Source organism: Syntrophotaleaceae bacterium, assembly GCA_041390365.1.
Classification (GTDB): Bacteria; Desulfobacterota; Desulfuromonadia; order Desulfuromonadales; family Syntrophotaleaceae; genus JAWKQB01.
Genome location: JAWKQB010000003.1, coordinates 1,152,483 through 1,172,180, shown reverse-complemented (window position 1 = coordinate 1,172,180; position 19,698 = coordinate 1,152,483). Strand labels below are relative to the sequence as shown.

Genomic DNA, 19,698 nt, shown 5'->3' with positions numbered 1-19,698 from the left:
CGGGGGGCGACAACTTTCCGAGCTTGAGGCCAAACTGCTTTCTTGTTTCAATCCACGCCCCCGCACGGGGGGCGACGGGATTCTGGGGAATAGCTGGCGCACCAACGGCGTTTCAATCCACGCCCCCGCACGGGGGGCGACTGTCCTGCTTTAAACCTCGATCAAGTAAAACCTTTTTCCCTTTTTTACGCGAACCTTTCAAAAAGAGATCAAACTACTTGCCGCTTCCGACTGAACAAAAGAAAAAATCCCCTTAAAACCCTCAAGTATCCATTCCGCGAACCTCCCGGGTTTTTCTGCATAGCTTGAGGTTCGCTAGAGGATCAATGGCCCCTCCTGGTCAATAGTCTTCTTTGCACCGACGTGCTCAACCCTATTCTTCCAATTGGCACCAAGAAAATAGAATCTCAAACTGTCCTGGGTTTCATCGATCGTCTTTACCAGTTGCTGCCGCATGGCCACCCATTGGGCTGGATCGACCAGACATTCGAATACGGAAAACTGCACCCGCTGGCCGTGGTTTGTGCAGATTTTCGCGACCTTGCGCAAGCGTCTGGGACCGGCGGTATCCGATGTGGCCACGTCGTAGCTTACCAACACCATCATGAATCACCTCCAGATGAAGGGCGGATACTCGTCCAGGTCGCCTCGCAGATAGCGACTGAGCAATTGGGCCTGGGCGAGAAGCAACATCCCCAACGGCAATTTCTCCTTGAGAAAGGGATGCTCAATCTCGACCTGCTTCCGCTTCTGGTATTCCGTCAGCACCACCTTTCGAGTATCGTCATCCATGATCACTGCTCCTGACTCGGTGACATTGAAGCCTTTTTTCCGGACTTGGCCGAGATTTATCAGTGACAATGCCAGGCGATCACCCAACATGGGGCGGAACTCTTCCATCAGGTCGAGAGCCAGGCTCAGGCGGCCAGGGCGATCGCGATGCAGGAAGCCGACGGCCGGATCGAGCCCGACGGTTTCGAGGGCTGAGCGCGCATCGTGATAAATCAACGAGTAGAGAAAGGAGAGCAGACAATTCACCCGGTCCAGCGGCGGCCTGCGATTGCGTCCGGTGAAAACGAAATCCTCCTTTTGCGAGACGATCAGATCGTTGAACAGGGCGAAATACTCGTTGGCCGCCCTCCCCTCGATGCCGCGAATGTTATCCAGATCCTTTTCATACAACAGCTTGCGGGCGACTTTCGAAAACTGTCCGATTGCCTTTTCCATGCCGTTCGACGGGATTTTCGCGCCATGGTCGCGCATGGCTCGGCTCAGTACGGTGCGGCTGTTGGAGACCTTGCCGAGGACGAACATCCGCGCCAGCCGGGCCGAGGCCTCCAGATTATCCGCCTGCCGATATTGTTCCCGGCGAAGCAGGACGTTTCCGGCGGCCGGGCCCTGCACCCGGGCCAGAAACCTTCCATAGCCGGTCATGAAGCTGACCGACACATTGTTTTCAGCACAATGGCCGAGAAGAAACGGGCTGCAGGTGACCTGGCCGAAGCAGACGATGGAACTCAGGGTATGAATCGGCAGGCGCAGTTTCGTTTCACGCTCGATATTGACGACAACCGTCTCCCCCTCTTTATTCAAGTACGCTCCCTGGGTCGTCACATAGAGCGTGTTGAGCATCTTTCTCATCGGCCCCCCTCAGCATTCCCGCCAGATATTTTCTGACCGACCGGCTGGCCGTACAGCTTTTCGGCAGGCAGGCTGCTACAAGTGAACATTGGTCGCATTTTTTGGAATAGACCGCCTTGGGCGTCACGCCGCCGCAGAGCAAATCGTGAACCCGGTTGATGGTTGTTTCCGTCAGTTTCCTGAGACCGGAATCGAATAGGACAGAATGACGGCGCCGTTTCTGTCCATAAAAAAGAGCGCCTTCCCTGACTTCGACATCCAGCATCTCCTCAAGACAGAGTGCCTGGGCGCAAAGCTGCACCTCGTCGCAGCGATCCTTTTTGGGCTTGCCCCGCTTGTACTCGACGGGAAAAACCGTCCCTTCACCGTGAAACTCCACGACGTCGGCCTGGCCGCTCACGCCCAGCCTTTGCGAGCGAATCGGCAGGGTCCGCACGCTACGGACGCTCCCCTGATGGTGCACCTTCCCGCTGTCCGGCCGCTCATGCAGCACTCGTCCCTCGGCAGTGAATCTGTTTTCCGCCCAAACCTGCTCTATATGGATCAATGCGCACTGGCGCGGGCAATAGAGGTAGTGCTGAAGGGCGGAAAGCATGATGTAGTCGGATTCGGCGTACATGGAATGATCCGTTGGACTGGCCCGTCAACAAGTCATCTGTATTTACCGAGTTTTTCAAGCAGAATTTCACGCATGCGCGGCTTATCGTCTGGGTAAAGGGAAATGAGCCGCTTGCCCTGCTGCTGGTAGAGTTTCTGCTTTTTGAGCATTCCGATCTTGTAATCGGCGGTGTCCATCCCCCAATACTCGATATAGACGTCGAACTCCGGCAGGTAAAAATCCGGCCTAATGGCGTAGCCATCCAGAATACGGAAGCGCTCGTCATAGCGGTAACGGATCTTCTCCGACTCCAGGGTATCGCAGATCAGCCGTTCGCCCTCCGACTGCACCCAGGTTCCGTCCCTGGCCCGGATTTCTTTCTGCAACTGCACCTTGGTTTCGAAGTTGCGTCGCTCCAGGAACACTTCGTCGAAACAATAGTTGCAAAAGGAGCGCTGAAAGGCTTTTTGACTGCGGACATATTCATCCGACTCGAGCTTCACCCCGCAGCGTTGACAGTAGTGGATGACCTGTCTCTCCGCGATATCGACGGCCGACCGGATCAGTTTACCTGCCGCCAGCACACTCCGCTTCACATAGTCGCGCTCTACAGGATTGCTGTAAAGGTCGCGGAGATCCGGCAGGGCCGCTTTCGCATCGGCGCCGAATGCCCCCAGCGCCTTGGCCGAATATTGCCGCACCTGCGGATGTTCGTCCCGCAGCAATGGATGGAGCGCCTCTACTGCGGGGCCGGCAGAGATGATGCCGGCCAATTTGCCAATGGCAGAAGCTGCGAGCCGCCGCACCAGGGGAGACTCGGAAGTGACCAGTTCCGCCAATGCCGGAAAGGCTTTTGGATCTGCACTGTTGCCCAGATCCGTGGCACGTTTCGCCAGCTTCTTTTCGTTGGTACTGTTCATCTCCCCTTCCCCTCGACTCATTGCGCTCCTTCAGACCTCCATGGCGTCACCAGCCGAAATAAGTCGGATTGACACCATGGAGGCTGGTTTTCTACAGCTTTTCGATGATTTCGACCCCTGCCGGGGGATTGTCGATTGTCACCGTGTAGTCCTTGAAGGAACGCGCCGGACCTTCGGAGCCCTCCTTGCGCCGGATGTCGATCAGGTCGAAGAGCTTGTGGGCAGGGGCATTGCCGAGTTTGTCCTGGTGTTTGAAGACGAACAGCTTCTGGCTGCTCATCATCCCTCTGGCGGCAGAGCGATCATGTTCAAACATGTTGATCAGCGCATTCCAGAGCAGCTCCAGATCGCCCTCACTGAATCCTGTTTTCTCCGCCAGCGGCGCGGAAATAAACCCTTGCGCGACATACAGACCGTAAGGGACGATATGCTTGCGTCCCATGGTCCGCTCTTTTTCCAGGTCTTTTTCGTTGGTTACCGCCATGCGGGTGATGCTGACTTCCTGGGATACAATCGGCTCTACACTCTTGGCGAAAGCCAATTGCACCGGGCCGCGTACCTGGCCGCAATTGACCTCGGTAGTCATGACCGCACCGAAGCTGCGAATATCAAAAAAATTCGTGCACATCCAGTCGGTGACTCTCTTTGCGTCCTCGACCTTCTTCGGCAGTTTTTTTGTTTCGGGTTTTAACTTGCACTCTGTATACGCAACTTCATGGGTCTGGTTCAGAACGGCCTTTTCCTGGATATAGATTTTGAACCCCTCCGCACCCTCTTTGGCGAGGGCCACATGGTTGCGGATCTTGCGTTTCAGGCAAACATCCGTTACCAGCCCATGACCGGTTTCGGGATCGAAGCGAGGCATATTGCCGGCATCGGGATCGCCATTGGGGTTGCCGTTTTGAACATCGAACAACAGAGCGAATTCATAGCGATTTGCGATTGCGGTCATGGTTAGGCCTCCTGGGTTTTTTTCGTGTAAAAATCTTTGCGCTGGTGGTAGTAACCGATCATGAAAAGCCCCTGTTCTTCGGCCTTCATCGTTTTCGGGTAATCGGACAATCCGGAGATAATCTCCTGGGTCATCACGTCGTAATGAAAAGCACGCCCCTTCTTTTCCGGATCTTTTTTCAGTTTGGCAATGTGGTTGGCCGAGTTTTTCAGCAGCATGTGGAATACTTGGCTGGGCGTGGCTGCCGCCGATGCCAGATAACGATCCTTGATGGTGGAATTGGCCCCGGGGATAGCCTCTTCCTGTGCTTTTTCCAGCACGGCGAAAAGCCGCCCCAGCAGATAGGGCCGATCGGTCCGATTAAGATCGAGAGACACGGAAACCTCCATTCGTTTGTTGCGCTGCAAAAAGGCTTTGAGCAGAGCGGCGCGAAAATAGGTGACGTTGTGCTCGGCACGGATCCGGTCCAGCACAACGGGCAACAGATTCTGCGGATAGAGTGCGCCGGTTAGCACCGCGCGAGCCATTCCTCCGGCAAGGACGGGCGAGATGTTCTCCGTCTTGCCGAGGCTGGCGGTCTGGGAGAGCAGTCGCCAGAGAGGCGGGAATTCCGGCTCACTGTCGTATTGCCGAACGATGTTCATTTGCTCATAGTGCTTTCCGACGCGCTCAAGCAAGGTTCCCAAACTGTTTGCCTCCCAAAAGCGGATCGACAGCCGCGCGGCATTAGGCGCCAGCCCGAGAATGAAAAATTGCACGTCCTCATCCAGGCCGGGAAGAAAGTCGGTCGCTTTCCGCCCGTCCCGAAGCGCCTTGAGCAGATCCCGGATCTGACCGGTGGTTTGCTGATCGTCCCGGAAGGTAGACGCTTTTTCCGAATTTTCTTCAGCAGGCGGATCGAACAGGTCGGCAAAGATGGCTTCCACGGGGTTGTTGCAGGCGGCCCAGAATGTGTAAGTCGCATCCCCAATGATGATTTTCTGACGACTGCTGCTGGACAGCAAGGAATTCAGGCCGGTGGTGTAGGCGAAGGCAGAGGTCTCCGCCACGGAGGCTTTATCCTGATTGTAGGAAACGAACGCCGACGCATTGAAAGACACAATGTATCCGCCAGAGGTCTGCCCGCCTCGAACGCCTTTGATCGGGGTATGAACACGGGCCAAAGGGGCATCCTTTTCCCCCGTAATCAGGCATTGAACGAGAGACGTATCGGTGTTGCTCTGACTGAATTTGAGCCATTCTCGCTGCACCAGCAGGCGGTCATGAATAAACCCGCGGGTGCCATCCAAACGAAAGACCAGATTGGCGTTACAGATATCCTCCCAGGGCTGAAAACAAGAAATGATCTCTTCAGCTTGTTCACACTCCCAGTTTTCCAGAAATCGGCAGATGGCCGCAAAACCGGAATCTTCAAGATCCTGTCCAACCGTTTGCAGCAAATCACTGAAGGCATTGAAGCGTTGACGATTCTGCTCGGAAGGTCCGTCGCCATCCGCGCCGAAAATATAGGAAGCCTTATCCCAGAGAAAATTGGCTTTAACTCCCGATGTCCTTGTCACCGCCGCCGGCACCGGCATCCTCCGGGGCCGCAATTTTTTGCCATCCGTCTCCCGCAGATCCTCCACACTTCGCAAAGTGCCATCCTCGGCAAGCACCAGAGCAAAAGAAATGTTCTCGATACTGGTTCCGAAAGAAGGCATCCCGGAGTCGGGGGTTTCCAGCATCCGTTCATAGTAGCCGTTAAGAGCATGCAGAATCATGCGCGCACCTCCGGAGCCAGGGGCGAGGGCGGCGAAATGATGCCGTTCTCCATGGTGGCCCGGAAAAACAGCGGGGTCATGTCGCTGGCAAAGTCGATATCGAGCAGCATGTAGCCCAGGTCCTTGGACTGCCCGGCGTAACAGGATTCAGGGACCTCGTCCTCGATCAGTTCGAAGGATGCCGGAAATTCGCGGCACCCAAGAGAGGGCTGATGAAAAAACTGCCCCTTTCTTGCCCGCCTCCGGAAGATATCCAAATGCTTCCCCTCGTTGTCTTCGACGCCAAAATTGTCGGTCATTTCAAAGTGGGCTTCGATGACATATTCGACATCGCGCAGAAGGGTCGAGGCCCGCTGCTGGCGGTTGCCGCCGTCATCGACCAGAAAGTAGAGCGGCTTTTTGTCGCGCATGGCGGTGGCGGGATTCGGCTTGGGAATCTTGGAACTGACCTCGTTGCGGCGAACGTTGTCAAACTTGATGGGACGCAAAACGTGGATCTTGTCGATCACCCAGCGGATGGCGGGCTTCCAGTGAATCGCCTCCAGAATCCCCCGCGCCGCCGAAGGGGTCATCACGTCATAGGAGACGCGCTCGACCTTCATTTCCGGACGGGTGAAGCAGGCATAATCCCCCCACACCCGCAGCTTGATGCCATACGCCATAGGCTTCCTCCTTTGATATGAGATTGTGGGCCGCCGCCAAGGGGGGCGGCCTGCACTTGCCTTTTATTTCATTGAATCAGCACCTTGGGATCCCAAACTTCCCCTTCCGTCACACACAGACCCACATCCTTCTGATAGGCGGCCATATTGCGCAAAACCGGAAATTCCCCTCGAACCATCTCCAGCGCTCCCGCATCGGCGAGGGCGACAAATTCCCTCGTCCGCACCCCAACGGTATATTGCTGCAGCTTTCTGAGAGTTGCCCGGGGGAATTCCGTATACCGTAATTCCTGAACCAGCTTTTCCGCTTCCGGACCGTCCGGGATAATGATCCCGATGCTTTCATCCTCAATGAATCGGAAGTCGCCGGCGATGTCGCTGAAAGGGAAATACAGGTCTCTGGTTAAAACGTTCAAGCGCGCCATGATCTGTTTCTTGTCCAGTTCCTGCACGTCGTAAAGCAGCTCGAAATATCTTCTCATCGCCTCAAGCCCAAGGGGATCAGCATCAGGCAGAGTCCTCAGCGTTTCGGCGGCACGGGACATACAGCGCTTGAGCCAGGGCATGGACGGGAGTTTTTCGGTGTCGAAAACGAAAACTTTCCCCCTCTCCATCTTCCCCTCGCGGTTGCATCGGCCGGCCGCCTGGGCGATGGAATCCAGTCCCGCCATGGCTCGATAGACAACGGGAAAGTCGAGATCGACCCCGGCTTCGACCAGAGAGGTTGAGATTACCCGACAGGGCTTTTCTTCTTTCAGACAGATACGAATCTCGTCCAGCACCTGCCTCCGGTGTTCCGGATACATATTGGTCGACAGATGAAAAACGCCCTCGACTCCCCGGAGCTTCTCGAACACGGCCCTGGTCTGAGGCTTGGTGGGAAGAATGCAGAGCACCCGGGATTCCGCCCGCAGCCGCTCCGCAAGTGAATCGTCCGAAAGCTTGCCGATGAATTCGACCTTCGTCCGCGAGAGCTCGCGATAGAGCTGGGAAGGATCTTCGACAATTTCGGTTACGCTCGACAGTGCCATGCGCAGGCCGCTTTTGTCGTCCAGAGCAGGTTGAGTAGCAGTACAGAGCACCACCGTACAACCGTAGTGCTCTACAAGTTCGCGCAGCGCCGCCAGGCAGGGTTCCAGATACTCGGTGGGAATCGCCTGGGCCTCATCGAGCACGATGACGCTTTTGGCGATGTTGTGAAGTTTGCGGCAACGGGAAGGCTTGTTGCTGAAAAGGGATTCGAAAAACTGCACGTTGGTGGTGACCACCACAGGGGCATCCCAGTTCTCGACAGCCAGGCCCCGCGTACGGCTGTAGGCACGATCCTCGGGATCATCGCTCCCCCTGTAGTTGCAGTGATGCTCCAAAACATGCTCACGCCCCAGAACATCCTGAAATACCCTGGCATTCTGCTCGATGATGGAGGTGAAAGGGATCGCATAGATGATCCGACGCAATCCGGACACTTCCGCGTTTGCCACAAGATGCTCCAGGGCAAACGCCAGAGAGGAAAAGGTTTTGCCACCGCCAGTGGGAACGGTGAGGGAGAAAAAGCCCGGTGAAAGTTTGGCTTTCCCCCGGCATTGGGCCAGAATGGTCTGACGCCATTTGTTGACGGGAGTTGGAACGGACGCGCGTGCTTTTGCTTCAAGATGGTTGTCGAGGCGCCTTTTGAGCTCGGCAAACAACGGCGAGGAAACAGTAGGCGGCCGAAACTCGACTTTTTCTGGGTCGCAAAAGGCCTCGGTATCCAGAAAATCCGCATCGACCAGACAGGAGAAAAGCATGCGACAGAAAAAGGCCAGACTGAAGCCTCCCCGGTCTCGGGCTGGTTTGAATGGCGGCCTCAATTCCGTCGGAAAATCTATCTCCCAAAGAAGTTCAACATCTTCCGGCACCTTGCCATGCTTCAAACGGAAGTGCAGTTGCCCTTCCTGTTCGCCCCCGTCAGGGATGCCACCATGGTGCCCGGCCACCACATAGCCCAGGATCAGTCCGAACAGCCCGCCCTTTTCTCGGGCCAGGCGGGCGCCAAAAGTTGAATGATCAACCCTTGCCTGCTGCCCCTCCAACCTGCGCTGGAAAGCCACCGATGCTTTTCCGGCATCATGCAAGAGGCCGGACAACTTCCCCCATTTTCCGGCGCAGAAAACCGATGAAAACATGCTGGCCAGATTGGCGACATTCCGGAGGTGTTCGTCAAGAGTCTGCCAATCGTCCTTGATTTTCGATTCGGTTGAATGAGCATAATAATCTTGCACAGATCCCCTCCTTATCAATCAGGGACAAATATCCTGCCGTATGAAAATAAAAAACCGCCCACCGGATCTGCTCCGGCGCGCGGTTGTGGTTGATCATCGACCAGGTTTTCCCCGGCATGCCCCCTCCATGCATTACAGTACGAAAATGATCATTCATTCATACCGATATAGGGGCTTAACGTCAAATATTTTAATAATGAAAATTTTCCTTCCTTTATCGTCCGACTTCCTTCTCCGAAAGACAAAAGCGGGCCCTGCGGCCCGCTTTTGTCTTACATGAAATCGAACTTTTTCATCCGGTAGCGCAGGGCGTCGATGCCCAGGTTGAGCAGCCTTGCCGCCTGGGACTGGTTGCCGTCGGCCATCTCCAGGGCCTGGCGGATCAGTTCCCGCTCCACATCCTCGATGTCGATCCCTTCGGGAGGGAGCCGGAAATTGAGGGGGCCGGCGGTGCCGACGGTGCGGTCGATCAGCTCGCGGGGCAGATTTTCCACCAGCAGGGTTTCCTCGCATTCGAGGATCACCGAGCGCTCGATGACGTTCTTCAGCTCCCGGATATTGCCGGGCCAGTCGTACTCGGTGAGGATCTTTTCCGCCATGCGGGAAATGCCGCGGACCTGCTTGCCGAACTCCTTGTTGAACTGGTTGATGAAGTGTTCGGCCAGCGGGATAATATCCTCCCGGCGCTCCCGCAGGGGCGGAAGCTGGATCGGAATCACCCCGATTCGGTAGTAGAGGTCGTTACGAAAGGTTTTTTCCTCCATCGCCTTCTGCAGGTCGCGGTTGGTGGCGGAAATGATCCGGACATCGACCTTGACGTCCTTGGTGCCGCCGACCCTGCGGAATGAGCGCTCCTCCAGGACCCGCAGCAGCTTGGCCTGCATGGCCAGCGCCATATCCCCGATCTCGTCGAGAAAGACGGTGCCGCCGTCGGCCAGTTCGAAAAGCCCTTTCTTCAGCACCTTGGCATCGGTAAAGGCGCCCCTCTCGTGGCCCATGATCTCGCTTTCGAGCAGGGTTTCGGGCACGGCCGCACAGTTGATGGCCATAAAGGGGTGATCAGCCCGGCTGCTCTCATAATGGATGGCCTTGGCGATCAGTTCCTTGCCGGTGCCGCTCTCGCCCTGGATGAAAACCGTGCCGGCTTCGCTGCGGGCAATCTTGCGCACCATGGCCAGAATCTTCTTCATGTCCTGACTGCGGCCGATGATGTTTTCGACGCCGAAGCGGGCCGGTCGTTCGGACCGCAGCTTGGCCACTTCCCGCTTGAGCTGGCCTGTTTCCAGAGCCCGTTCGACGACCAGCACCAGTTCGTCGGTATTGACCGGCTTGCGCAGACATTCGAAGGCACCGAGCCGCAGGGCCTGTACCGCTACCTCCGGGGCATCGGACGTCGTCACCAGGATGACATTCAGGTCTTCGTCGAGCTGTTTGGCCTGCCGCAGGACCTCGAGACCATCCATATCCGCCAGCCCCTGTTCCAGCAGCAGGAGGTCGGGGGATTCCTCGGCCAGCAGTTCCAGCGCCCCCTGGCCGGAGAAGAGACTGGCCACCTCGTAGTCCCGTTCCGTCAATTGAACCGCAAGGGAACTGCAGAGCTGTCTATCCTCGTCGACCAGCAAAACTTTTTGCTTTCGCACGGTGCGCCTCTTCGAAAAAGGACTGTTTTGACCGGACAAAATATGCCGGGGCTAAATTGGGTTGCCTTCGCGGATTTGATCCGTCATGCCCGAGAGATTCTATCGGGCATCCAGGATTCCAGGGTTTTAGCGGCTGGATTCCCGATTAAAACCGCCGCGAAACGACTTTTACTTCCGCTTCAGGACCCGTTCGGCCGCTTCCACCAGGTGTGCAGCCGTAAGTCCGTAGTAGGTTAGCAGTTCCTCGGCGGTTCCGGACTGACCAAACTGGTCGCGCAGCCCCACCCTCTCCACGGGTACGGGACATCCTTCAGCCAGAGCTTCGCACACCGCTCCTCCCAATCCGCCGATCACTGAATGTTCTTCCGCCGTGACCACCGCTCCCGTCTCACGGGCCGCCTTCAGCACCAGGTCGAGATCGAGGGGTTTGATGGTGCCGAGATGGATGACCCGGGCGTCGATCCGTTCCTCCGCCAGGATCTCGGCAGCCTTCAGGGCCTCGGCAGTCATCAGACCGGTGGAGATGAAGGTCATGTCACCGCCCGCGCGGAGGGTAACGCCGCGGCCGATCTGGAAAGAGCAATCCTGTCCGAACACCACCGGCACCTTGCCGCGCCCCAGGCGGATGAACACCGGACCGGCATATGCGGCTGCGGCGCGCACGGCGGCCGCCGTCTCCGGTCCGTCGGCGGGGCAGAGCACCGTCATGTTGGGCAGAGTGCGCATAATGGCCAGATCTTCCACCGATTGGTGAGATCCGCCGTCCTCTCCGACCGTCACGCCGCCGTGGGTGGCCACCACCTTCACATTCAGGCGGGGATAGGTGATGGATTGCCGGATCTGCTCAAATCCACGGCCGGCGGCGAATACGGCGAAAGTCGAGGCGAAAGGAATCATGCCGCCGGCGGCCAGTCCCGCGGCCATGCCGATCATGTTCGCCTCGGCGATACCGGCATTGAAAAACCGATCGGGGTACTGTTTTGCGAACAGGGCTGTTTTCGTCGATCCGGACAGGTCTGCGTCGAGAACGACGATCCTGTCGTTTTCGCCGCCCAGCTCCAGCAGGGTTTTGCCATAGGCATCTCGGGTTGCGATCTTTTCGCTCACTGCTTTCCTCTTTCTTGTATTGAAAATGGGTATCTATTCAGCCTGAGGATCTCGGGGGATTTATGCGTCCCTTTGAAGCGGGAGCCCCGAGCTCTGTCCCCACTGTCGCCAGTATCAGTGCAACGCCAGAACCTGCAGGGCCCGTTCAAGTTCATCATCGCTGGGGGCGACGCCGTGGTAGCTGGCCTTGTGCTCGAAGAAGGGCACTCCCTTGCCCTTGACCGTCCGGGCGATGATCATGGTCGGCCGATCGACGACCTGTTCGGCCTCGTTCAGGGCCAGAAGAATGGCCCGGATGTCGTGGCCGTCCACTTCCAGCACGTGCCAGTTGAAGGCGAGAAATTTGGGTCCCAGCGGTCCGACGTTCATGACCTTCTCGGTTTCTCCGTCGATCTGCAAGCCGTTCTGATCGATGATGGCGCACAGGTTGCCGAGTTTGAAATGGGCTGCACTCATGGCAGCCTCCCAGACCTGCCCCTCCTGCATCTCGCCGTCCCCCAGCAGGGTGTACACCCGGGACGCACGTCCGGCCAGCCGGTTGGCCAGGGACAGGCCGACGGCCTGGGAAAGCCCCTGTCCGAGAGACCCGGTGCAGACCTCCACGCCGGGCGTCTTGTTCATGTCCGGGTGACCCTGAAGATGGCTGCCGAGCCGACGCAGGGTCTTGAGATCCTCGGTGGGGAAGTAGTCGCAGTTGGCCAGGCAGGCGTAGAGCGCCGGTGCGGCATGCCCTTTCGAAAGGATGAAGCGGTCGCGGTCCTCCCAGTGAGGGTTGCTCGGGTCGTGACGCATTCTCTGGAAAAAGAGGACGGTCATCACATCGATGGCGGACAGACTGCCGCCGGTATGCCCCGACTGAGAGGTATGGAGCATTTTCAATACTTCGACTCTGAGGTGCCGGGCCGTCTCTTCGAGCTCCCGGATGTTTTCTTCGCTCAACATCTGCCGCAAACTTCCTTTCATTGTTGTTTCCGCATCGCCCGTGGTGCAGGGGATCACATCCGGTATCTGTCATCCCCAACGGTCAGGTAGGCAAAAACCAGCTTTTCCAGATCATCATCCGACATTTGGGGCATATCCCCAGCAGTGCATTCATTCCCGGGATCGACCTCGGCACCCGCCTGTCCCATGGCGGAGTCGAACTCTCCCCTTCTCAGCCGGAGCACCATCTCCTTGTGCTGTTCCTTCATCCGCTCTTCGATCAGGAGGGGCAGGTCCTCCCGCCCCAGCAGTTCAACGTAGGAATACCGTTCCGAGGCCACTATGGTGCCGCCCCTGAACAGCAGGGTGACGATCCTTGCGGTTTTGGACCCGCTGTCCTCGGTCTGCACGTGGTACATCTCGCCCTGGTAATGGAAATTGTGATTGAATCCACCCGCCATCGCACACCTGCCGCTGAAATAGAAGTCAAACCGATACTGTCGGGCCCGGCTTTTTGAGAAGAATCTTGATTTTTTTGACCGCCTCCATGGCGTCGGCGGCATAGAGATCGGCACCGATGGCATCGGCGTAGTCCTGGGTAACGACGGCACCGCCGACCATGGTGAAAACCTGCACTCCGGCATCCCGCAGCTGCTTTATGGTCACGTCCATCTGATTGATCGTGGTGGTCATCAGTGCGGAAAGGCCGACGGCATCCACCTGCCGTTTTTCGGCCTCCTCGACAATGCGTGCGGCCGGAACGTTCTTGCCCAGATCGATGATTTCGAAACCGTGGTTTTCCAGCAGGGTGCAGACGATGTTTTTGCCGATATCGTGAATGTCTCCCTCCACGGTCGCCATCAGAATCCGGCCGAGACTCGACGAGGCCGCCCCCTGCATTTCCTGTTTAAGCCGGGCGAAGGCGGTCTGCATGGTTTCGGCCGACAGCATGACCTGGGGCAGGAAAATGCGGTTGTCGCCGAACAGGCGGCCGACCTCTTCCAGCCCCGGGAGCAGCCCTTCGTTGCTGATTTCGGCCGGGCTGAGGTTTTCGGCCAGGGCTTTTTCCACCAACCCGGTGACCCCTTCCTTGTCGCCGCCGATGATGGCGGCCGCCAGCCTTTCCCGAATCGGCGCCTGACTGTCGGCCGCCGGAGGGGCGGGCGCAGCGGCGGTGCTGTAGGCGGCAATGTAGCGTTCCGCCCGCAGGTCCTTGCCGAGAAGGACCATGGAGGACCGGTAGGCATCCATCATCCTCTCTTCCTTCGGATTGATGATGGCGGCGGCAAGCCCGGCTTCAAGGGCCATGGTGAAAAAGGCGGAGGAGAGGACGGGACGGGACGGCAATCCGAAGGAGATGTTGCTGACCCCGAGCACTGTGGCTAGCCCAAGTTCGTCCTGCACCAGCCGCAGGGTACGGATGGTCTCCATGGCCCGTTTCTGCTCGGCGGAGACCGTCAGGGTCAGGCAGTCGATGATCACATCCTCGCGAGGCAATCCGATCCCCACGGCCGCCTGCAGAATGGTCCGTGCCACCCTTGCCCGCTCCTCGGCCGTCTCCGGGATTCCGGCGCCGTCCAGCGCCAGGCCGATGACGGCCGCACCATACTTGCGGGCCAGGGGCAATACGGCCCGGAGGCTCTTTTCCTCGCCGGAAACCGAGTTGATCAGCACCTTTCCGTCCGCGGCCTTGAGGCCCTTTTCAAGTGCAGCCGGGTCGGAGGAATCGAGGACCAGCGGAACGCCGGTCACCCCCACGGCCGCCTGGACCGCCCTTTTCAGACAGGCCGGCTCATCGACTCCGGGGGCGCCGCAATTAATGTCGAGCAGGTCGGCGCCGGCCACAACCTGCTCCTGGGCTTCACGACGGATGTAGGCCGTCTTGCCCTCCCGCAGCTCGGCCACGTAACCCTTGCGTCCGGTCGGATTGATCCTCTCACCGATGATGGCGCAAGGAGCCTTTCCGCCGATCTCCACGACGCCGGTCCGGCTCGAGAGAAAACAGCGCCGGGGCGGAGGCGTCCAGGCCTGGTCCCTGCCTTCGAGAGCCTCGCGCATGGCCTTGATATGAGCGGGAGTGGTCCCGCAGCAGCCTCCGATAACCCGCACGCCGAGCTGGATCATCCGCTCGTGATAAGCGGTCATCTCTTCGGGAGTGGCGTTGAAAACGGTTCGGCCATCCACAAGCTTCGGCAGTCCGGCATTGGCCTGGGCGATCAGCGGCCGGTTGGTGACCTCCCGCATCCGCTCGAGCACCTGATAGATCCCGTCCACGCCCAGACCACAATTGGAGCCGATCACATCGACCTGAAGAGCGTCGAGAGTCACGGCGGCGGCCTGCGGCGAAGTACCGAGCACGGTACGCCCGCCATCCTCGAAGGTCATCAGGGCCATGACCGGCAAACCGGAAAACTCGCGGCAGGCGATCACCGCCGCCCGCAATTCGGCGATGTCGAGGAAGGTTTCCAGGGTGATCAGGTCGGCACCCGCGGCCGCAAAGGCCCGCACCTGTTCCCCGAAAATTTCGACCATTTCATCGAAAACGGCATCCCCCACCGGTCTCAGAAAGCGCCCGGTCGGTCCGATGGAGGCCGCAACGAATCCCTTCGAACCTGCCGCCTCGCGGGCCAGATCAACCGCCCGGGCATTGATTTCAGCGACCCTTTTTTCCAGCCCGTAATGGGCCAGCTTCTCCCGGCTGCCGCCGAAACTGTTGGTGACGATAATATCGGCGCCCGATTCGGCATATTCCCGGTGAATTCCGGCGACCACGGCCGGATCGGTCAGGTTCATCTCCTCCGGACAGCCTCCCGGTTTCAGCCCCCGTTCCTGAAGAAGGGTTCCCATGGCTCCGTCCAGCACCAGAATCCGCTCCCCGATCGCCTGCAGAAAATCGTTCATGGCGTCACCTCCGTTGGGGTTTCCCCGTCGTTCTGAAACATCTCTTCCTCGGGCAGGTCAGATTCCGGCAGAGGCATCTCCCCCTGCAGCGGGCTGGAACTGGCCTCAGGGTAGGCCTCAGGATAAAATGTTTCGGCCTCCCCCGGCTCGGCCATCGGGAAATCCGCGGTAACCTCTTCGGCGCCCCGTACGGCACCGGCCTCGGTGCCGGTTCCTGCATCGAGACGGCGAACAAAGCGGAAATCCGCGGCCACCGCCCGGCTCAGATCGACATGGCCCTTGAGGGTTTCGATCGCTTGACCCTCGACCAGGATGCGAACCTGCCGGATGTAGGGGAAATTATCCGCCAGGGTATTGGCGAGGCCATAAACCGTAAAGAGTTCGGAAACGCTACCGCCCGGATGTCCGGTCACGAATTCACGACTGAAATCGATGGTGGCCACCCCCTCCTGCTCGGATACGCTCCTGATGGCGACGTTTTTGGGCATGATCGGAATCAGATCGCCACTGGGGCCGTCGAGCAGGGCCTGAACGGTCTGTTGCAAACAGGCCTCGTCCTCAAGGCAGTTTTCCAACTCCCGGGTCTCGGCCACCAGAAACAGGGCTTCGTCGTCTCCAAAATAAAGGCGTACCTCGCGGATGACCTGCGGCTCCTCAACCGTTTCGGTTGCGGCAGGCAGCTGCGGGGCGGCCGACCGGTATTTTTGAAACAGGAGAACGCCGATCACCAGCAGGGCCAGCAAAAGAACGAGAATGACTATCTTTCCCCAGAAGGGAACTTCCATCTGTCAATTCCTTCGGGAATGCAATCTAATCTTCCAGATTCACCAGTTCGACATCCTGCAAAAGAGAACCGACGAAGGCGCCTCCGACCTTTGTGAAGCGGCCCGGATCGTCGGTAACGAAATAGCGGGGATGACCGGGAGCGGCGCTCCGCAGAAAGCCGTTTTTCCCAAGCAGGGCGGCCACCAGATGAGCTGTTTCCTCGGCCGAATCGATGAGCATGACCTCGTCACCCAGAACCTGGCGCAGGGTCGTCTTGAGCAAGGGATAGTGAGTGCAACCCAGGACGAGGGTGTCGATGCCTTGGTCTTTCAAAGGTTCCAGATATTCCCGAGCGACCAGATGGGCGACCTGGTGATCCACCCACCCCTCTTCCACAAGGGGTACGAAAAGGGGGCAGGGGGATGGAAAGACCCTGATGTCCGGATCCAGAGCCTGGATTGCACGGGTATAGGCCCCGCTGCGGATGGTGCCCTCGGTGCCGATAACCCCCACTTTGCCGCTGCGCGTGACCGAAGCGGCCCTGCGGGCGCCCGGTTCAATGACTCCCATCACCGGCAGGCAGTAACGCTGCTCCAATTCGGAGATAGCCACCGATGATGCGGTATTGCAGGCCACCACCAGCATCTTGACCTGACGCCGCACGAGAAACCCCGCCGCCTCCACTGCGTAGCGGAGCACGGTCGCCGGGCTCTTGGTGCCATAGGGGACCCGTGCCGTATCCCCAAGGTAAAACAGTTCCTCTCCGGGCAGGAAGCGTAATATTTCTTTGAGAACGGTCAGACCGCCGATCCCGGAATCGAATACACCGATAGCGCGTTCAGGCAACTTTGCAATACCTCGTCCAGTTAAATCATGAGACTTGCCCGCAAGACCGGCGTCGGGGGCCGGATCAAGCCCGCAGAATGGAAGAGGAGGCTTGAAAAGGCCTGCAATCTGGGCTTGCAGGGGAAGTGATCATGAAGTTCCGGGATTAAGACAAACAGCCAACCAAAGCCGGTATGATAGGAGCAAAACCGTACCGAAGTCAAGGGCGGAACCCTTTTGGGCTTTGTTTCTGGCAGGCGTTTTGCTATACTGCGGCATTCCCGGTTGCAGGAATTGCGGATTCCCCGAGGGGCACATGAACAACTCTTCTTCATTCAAGGAACTGGTACTGGGTTTTTTTCAACATCTGGAAACAGATCGGGTCATGAATTTTCTGCGGGAGATAGAGCTCGGAGACCTGATCTTCAATCCCTGGTTTCTTGCCGGCTTGGCGATTTTTACGGCTATTTCCGTCTATCTGAGACGCTACGGTCTGCTCTCGATTGTCCTGGGGCTGGTCGGCTTTGCCAGCCTGGTCAACTATACCCTGCAGCAGGGCACCGCCGTCGACGGCATCCTTTCGGATACCCTGCTGGTCTTCTTGGGGGGCGGCCTAGTGCTGATATTCGCCCTGATCTATCTCTTATTCATCAAACACGATTGAAACCCTTGTCAAGCTCCCAGCATAATACTGTCGGATTCACCACTACGATTCCGTTGGAAATCCTTTTCGCCGCGGGGCGGCGTCCGGTAGACCTGAACAACGTCTTCATTACCGATCCCCATTGCCACGACCTCATCGACGAGGCGGAAATGGCCGGTTTTCCCCGCAACAGCTGCGGGTGGATCAAGGGTCTTTACGGCGCCACCCTGCGTGGCGGCATCAGTGAAGTCATCGCCGTCACGGAAGGGGACTGCTCCAACACCAAGGCCCTGATGGAAGTCCTGCAGCTGCACGGGGTCACCACCATCCCATTTGCCTACCCTTACGATCGATCGTCTTCGAGTGTGGCCCACGAGATCGATAAACTTGCCCGCTACTTCGGTGTGACCGGCGAGCAGGTGGAGGAGGCACGCCGCGAGCTCAACCGGATCCGGCGGAAGGTTCATGAAATCGATCGCCTGACCTGGGAGGAAAACCGGGTGACGGGTGCGGAAAACCACTATTTTCAGGTGTGCACCTCGGACATGAACGGTGACGCCGATGTTTATGAAAAAGACCTGGACCGCTTTCTCGAAGAAGCGCACAGCCGCAGGCCGCTGACAGAATCCCTCAGGCTGGCCTACATCGGCGTGCCCCCGATATTCACCGATCTCTACCGGACCCTCGAGGAGGCCGGCGCCCGGGTGGTGTTCAATGAGACCCAACGCCAGTTTTCCATGCCCTACAATGTCGATTCCATCGTTGAGCAATACCGGAGATACACCTACCCCTACGATATCTTTTTCCGACTGGACGATATCGAACGGGAAATTTCCCGGCGCAAGGTGCACGGCATCATCCACTATGTGCAATCCTTCTGCTTCCGGCAGATCGAGGACCTCATCGTCCGCAAGCGCTTCAAGACCCCGATCCTGACCCTGGAAGGGGACAGGCCCGGCCCGCTGGACGCCCGCACCAGGATCCGGATCGAGGGGTTCGTCGAAATGCTCCGCATGAGGCAGCCATGACCGGTTTCGGCATCGATCTCGGCAGTCGCCAGGTGAAGTTCGCGGCAATGGAAGGGGAGACGATCCTGTGGCTGCGGGATGTCCCCACCATCCCCTTCTATAAGGAACATGCGTCCAGGCGGGATGGCCAACTGCTGCTGGACCTCGCAGGCCTTGATCTGCCCGGATTCGACGACACCCCAGGCATTCCCCTGGTCGCTACCGGCTACGGCCGCAACGCCCTCAATCTGGCCGGCATCAAAATCGTTCCCGAGATCCAGGCGCATGTGGCCGGAGCCCGCCTGCAGACCGGATTTTCGACCTTCACCCTGCTCGATCTCGGCGGCCAGGACTCCAAGGTGGCCCGGGTCGAAGACGGGATACTGGTCGATTTCCTGATGAACGACAAATGCGCCGCCTCCTCCGGCCGCTACCTGGAAAACATGGCCAAGGTCCTCGACATTTCGCTGGATGAACTGGCCCAATATCACGCCGACCCCGTTCCCCTGGATGCCACCTGCGGCATCTTCGGAGAAAGCGAACTGATCGGCAGGATCATTGAGGGCCACTCCCTCCCCAGCCTCTGCGCGGGGGTCAACCAAACCCTGATCAAGCGGGTCATGCCGATGTTGCGCCGATTCCCCCTCGACAGGATCGTCCTGACCGGAGGAGTAGCAAAAAACCAGGCTTTTCGCCACCTGCTCGGCGCCGCCACCGGTGCCGATCTTGTCCTGCCCCGCTACCCGCAGCACAACGGCGCCATCGGCTGCGCCACTCTCGCCGCTTCCGCGAGTCGGAAAACAGAATAATGAAAAAGTATCGCCGCTTCATCGATGCCGGGCTGCTGCTGCTCGGGGCCGCCGTCCTCATCCTGCTGCTCATGGCCCCTCCCGCCACCACCCCGAAACTGCCCGCCAACGATATCCACCAACAGTTTGTCGAAACAGCCGTTGCTCACGGCAAAAAAACCGCGGAAAAAGGGTGCGGCGACTGTCATAATCCCGACGCCATCCCTCTGCCGGACAATCATCCCGCCGGCTACCGCTGCCTGTTCTGCCACCGCCTGCCGACCCGCTAAGGCTCCTGCAGGCCCGC

19 protein-coding genes are annotated in these 19,698 nt (G+C 58.4%); 4 read left to right on the top strand and 15 right to left on the bottom strand.

Features of this window, described 5'->3' with window-relative positions; all coding sequences use genetic code 11:
* Nucleotides 1-315: 315 nt before the first annotated feature.
* The 15 genes from cas2 to murI all read right to left on the bottom strand — a co-directional run bounded on the left by cas2 (nt 316) and on the right by murI (nt 16,974).
* Nucleotides 316-606, bottom strand: a complete 291-nt coding sequence (cas2, locus tag R2940_17555; protein ID MEZ4601598.1) for a CRISPR-associated endonuclease Cas2 — start codon at nt 604-606, stop codon at nt 316-318.
* A 3-nt stretch (nt 607-609) separates the two neighbouring features.
* Nucleotides 610-1,641, bottom strand: coding sequence for a type I-C CRISPR-associated endonuclease Cas1c (gene cas1c, locus R2940_17550; GenBank protein ID MEZ4601597.1), 1,032 nt, complete (start codon nt 1,639-1,641; stop codon nt 610-612).
* Nucleotides 1,586-2,260, bottom strand: a complete 675-nt coding sequence (cas4, locus tag R2940_17545) for a CRISPR-associated protein Cas4 (GenBank protein MEZ4601596.1) — start codon at nt 2,258-2,260, stop codon at nt 1,586-1,588. Before cas4 ends, cas1c begins: the two co-directional genes overlap by 56 nt.
* Before the next feature lie 32 nt (nt 2,261-2,292).
* The gene (locus tag R2940_17540; protein ID MEZ4601595.1) at nt 2,293-3,159 is read right to left on the bottom strand and encodes a HEAT repeat domain-containing protein; all 867 of its coding nucleotides are present in this window, start codon (nt 3,157-3,159) and stop codon (nt 2,293-2,295) included.
* Between the two features lie 91 nt (nt 3,160-3,250).
* A complete protein-coding gene (cas7c, locus tag R2940_17535) occupies nt 3,251-4,111 on the bottom strand; it encodes a type I-C CRISPR-associated protein Cas7/Csd2 (GenBank protein MEZ4601594.1) in 861 nt (286 codons plus the stop codon).
* A 2-nt stretch (nt 4,112-4,113) separates the two neighbouring features.
* Nucleotides 4,114-5,871 (bottom strand): type I-C CRISPR-associated protein Cas8c/Csd1, encoded by a 1,758-nt coding sequence (cas8c, locus tag R2940_17530; GenBank protein MEZ4601593.1) that lies wholly within the window; start codon nt 5,869-5,871, stop codon nt 4,114-4,116.
* Nucleotides 5,868-6,533 carry a type I-C CRISPR-associated protein Cas5c gene (gene cas5c, locus R2940_17525; protein ID MEZ4601592.1) on the bottom strand — a complete coding sequence of 222 codons (666 nt, stop codon included), beginning with the start codon at nt 6,531-6,533 and terminating at the stop codon, nt 5,868-5,870. Before cas5c ends, cas8c begins: the two co-directional genes overlap by 4 nt.
* 68 nt (nt 6,534-6,601) lie before the next feature.
* Entirely contained in the window at nt 6,602-8,794 is a 2,193-nt protein-coding gene (locus R2940_17520) for a CRISPR-associated endonuclease Cas3'' (protein MEZ4601591.1), read from the bottom strand.
* Between the two features lie 272 nt (nt 8,795-9,066).
* Nucleotides 9,067-10,434 carry a sigma-54 dependent transcriptional regulator gene (locus R2940_17515; GenBank protein ID MEZ4601590.1) on the bottom strand — a complete coding sequence of 456 codons (1,368 nt, stop codon included), beginning with the start codon at nt 10,432-10,434 and terminating at the stop codon, nt 9,067-9,069.
* 168 nt (nt 10,435-10,602) lie between these two features.
* Complete coding sequence (locus tag R2940_17510; protein MEZ4601589.1) at nt 10,603-11,541, bottom strand: transketolase family protein; 939 nt, start codon at nt 11,539-11,541, stop codon at nt 10,603-10,605.
* 114 nt (nt 11,542-11,655) lie between these two features.
* Nucleotides 11,656-12,504 carry a transketolase gene (locus tag R2940_17505; GenBank protein MEZ4601588.1) on the bottom strand — a complete coding sequence of 283 codons (849 nt, stop codon included), beginning with the start codon at nt 12,502-12,504 and terminating at the stop codon, nt 11,656-11,658.
* Nucleotides 12,505-12,536: 32 nt separating this feature from the next.
* Nucleotides 12,537-12,923, bottom strand: coding sequence for a hypothetical protein (locus R2940_17500; GenBank protein MEZ4601587.1), 387 nt, complete (start codon nt 12,921-12,923; stop codon nt 12,537-12,539).
* A gap of 25 nt (nt 12,924-12,948) precedes the next feature.
* Complete coding sequence (locus R2940_17495) at nt 12,949-15,363, bottom strand: homocysteine S-methyltransferase family protein (GenBank protein MEZ4601586.1); 2,415 nt, start codon at nt 15,361-15,363, stop codon at nt 12,949-12,951.
* A complete protein-coding gene (locus R2940_17490; protein MEZ4601585.1) occupies nt 15,360-16,148 on the bottom strand; it encodes a GerMN domain-containing protein in 789 nt (262 codons plus the stop codon). The genes R2940_17495 and R2940_17490 overlap by 4 nt, the downstream gene beginning before the upstream one ends.
* Nucleotides 16,149-16,173: 25 nt before the next feature.
* On the bottom strand, nt 16,174-16,974 hold the full coding sequence (murI, locus tag R2940_17485) for a glutamate racemase (protein MEZ4601584.1): 801 nt from the start codon (nt 16,972-16,974) through the stop codon (nt 16,174-16,176).
* A 295-nt stretch (nt 16,975-17,269) separates the two neighbouring features.
* Between murI and R2940_17480 the strand changes: the two genes are divergently transcribed.
* Genes R2940_17480 through R2940_17465 form a run of 4 tightly spaced genes read left to right on the top strand, consistent with a single transcriptional unit; the run spans nt 17,270 to nt 19,681 of the window.
* Complete coding sequence (locus tag R2940_17480; protein MEZ4601583.1) at nt 17,270-17,617, top strand: hypothetical protein; 348 nt, start codon at nt 17,270-17,272, stop codon at nt 17,615-17,617.
* Nucleotides 17,618-17,670: 53 nt separating this feature from the next.
* Complete coding sequence (locus tag R2940_17475; protein MEZ4601582.1) at nt 17,671-18,624, top strand: 2-hydroxyacyl-CoA dehydratase; 954 nt, start codon at nt 17,671-17,673, stop codon at nt 18,622-18,624.
* Nucleotides 18,621-19,412: an acyl-CoA dehydratase activase gene (locus R2940_17470; protein ID MEZ4601581.1), complete on the top strand. Its 792-nt coding sequence runs from the start codon at nt 18,621-18,623 to the stop codon at nt 19,410-19,412. Before R2940_17475 ends, R2940_17470 begins: the two co-directional genes overlap by 4 nt.
* Nucleotides 19,412-19,681 (top strand): cytochrome c, encoded by a 270-nt coding sequence (locus tag R2940_17465; protein ID MEZ4601580.1) that lies wholly within the window; start codon nt 19,412-19,414, stop codon nt 19,679-19,681. The genes R2940_17470 and R2940_17465 overlap by 1 nt, the downstream gene beginning before the upstream one ends.
* Nucleotides 19,682-19,698 lie beyond the last annotated feature (17 nt).